This window comes from Aquimarina sp. RZ0 (genome assembly GCF_008370685.1).
GTDB lineage: Bacteria > Bacteroidota > Bacteroidia > Flavobacteriales > Flavobacteriaceae > Aquimarina.
In genome coordinates this window covers 1-1,700 of sequence record NZ_VTZU01000201.1, presented here as the reverse complement: position 1 = coordinate 1,700, position 1,700 = coordinate 1, and the positions used below count along the sequence as shown (strand labels likewise).

The following is a 1,700-nucleotide window of genomic DNA, read 5'->3' as shown; positions in this document are numbered from 1 at the left end:
ACCTCGATCAAAAAAGAAAACTAGGACTAGTGAAAAGAATTAGAAAACAAATTGATAAATTTGGATTAACTAATGATGATTTGCAAATAACTGTAAATCAGTAGTGTAATTTTACGTTAGTCAGAATGTATAAAAAACATAGGGCTTTTGTGTTATATCCAAAGTTCTGTGTTTTTTTATTAAGTCCGCTAAATATAAAATTTGGCGTTTATAGTAGAAAAGATAAAAGCAAAATATTTATATTTAGCTAAGTAATAAACCGAAACGAAAGTGCTTATCTTCTGCCCTACGTTTCTTATACAAACCGTTGTGTGTCATACCCGAAGAACGCAAATTGAATTAAAAACGAACAAAAGAACTGAAATATAAATGTTTATTATAAACTTGACTTATAAAACCGAACTTGAAAAAATTGACCAATTTCTGAATGAGCATATTGAATTTCTAAATGAACAATATGAATTAGGACATTTTCTAGCCTCAGGACGAAAAATTCCAAGAACAGGAGGAATAATTTTGTCTAATGTTAAATTACAGTCAGAATTGGAGAAAATTATTGAAAAAGACCCTTTCAAGAAAAATGAATTAGCGGATTACGAGTTGACTGAATTCGTACCGACTAAAACTTGTAAAGAACTGAATTTCTTGATGGAATAAAAAAGTACGAACACACAACAATGGCTATAAACAATTGGGGCGAAAGTAATAAAACGAAAGTATAAACACAAAACAAAGGTCGGTGCTAAACCGAAAAGTTAGGATTTTGAAATCCCCAACTGTTCATAGCCAAGGCCGTTACCCAACATTAACAAAATGAGAACTGAAATTAAATATATTGAGTTAAAAAGTGGATTTTCTGATAATGGAAATGCTTGGATTGGACTTGTTTCATTCTCAAAAAGTGGAAAAACAATTTATTTTAACGGAAAAGCATTTCAAAGTTTAAACGGAATGGGAATAAATGGAAACTATTTTGACCTTGAAAGTGGAGATGAATATTGGATTTCTGGAGTTAAAAAAGATATGACAGACCGACATAAATTTGGTGGCGGGAAAATCTTTGTGGAAAAACGGATTTTAAATGATTATCTGAAAATAGTAGGTAAGTCGGAATTACCAAAATCTGACTATGAATTGACACAAGTAGAAACCGAAAAACCAATTGAACGGATTAACGAATTGGAAAACGAAAAAACTCAATCGACTGAATTTGATTCAGACTTATATTTCAAAAAACCGAATGAGCTAACTGATAAAGAAATCGAATTTGCAATCACTGAATTAATTGAGGACGAGAAAGATATTCAGTTTAATAAGGCAAGAAGAAGTTACAAGAAAAAACGACTTGAATTAGAAGCTGAACTCGAAAAACGTGGAATAAAAAACGTTGGGTAACAACACCTATGCGATAATGCGGGGTTTGGGTTTAATCGAAAAGTCATTGCTTATTTGGTTTGTCGCCAAAGTATTAAATTTAATATTTTAGAAAAAGATAAAAACAAAATATAAACTTTGGCTAAGTGCTAGCTCGATAACCAGTGATTTTCTGCTTCCGCACTACGCATAGCTAAACGTTGAACTAAACCTTCGGTAACTTTTTTCTGCTGGATTTCGTAATTTAATAGAAATAATTAAAATCTATAACTTATGTATCAAAAAAAGAGTTGAGTCTTGCTGTGAAAAAGCAAAAAGAACTGTAC

Annotated in this window: 2 protein-coding genes; both read left to right on the top strand. The window is 31.1% G+C overall.

Annotation, left to right across the window (positions count from 1 at the left end; genetic code table 11):
* Positions 1–369 precede the first annotated feature (369 nt).
* On the top strand, positions 370–657 hold the full coding sequence (locus F0000_RS27215; protein WP_149627836.1) for a YciI family protein: 288 nt from the start codon (positions 370–372) through the stop codon (positions 655–657).
* Between the two features lie 156 nt (positions 658–813).
* On the top strand, positions 814–1,395 hold the full coding sequence (locus tag F0000_RS27210; RefSeq protein ID WP_223148956.1) for a hypothetical protein: 582 nt from the start codon (positions 814–816) through the stop codon (positions 1,393–1,395).
* Positions 1,396–1,700 lie beyond the last annotated feature (305 nt).

Bases quoted from the DNA above. Each gene is read 5' to 3' on its own strand.
- F0000_RS27215 (WP_149627836.1), top strand. From the start codon at position 370: ATGTTTATTATAAACTTGACTTATAAAACCGAACTTGAAAAAATTGAC.
- F0000_RS27210 (WP_223148956.1), top strand. From the start codon at position 814: ATGAGAACTGAAATTAAATATATTGAGTTAAAAAGTGGATTTTCTGAT.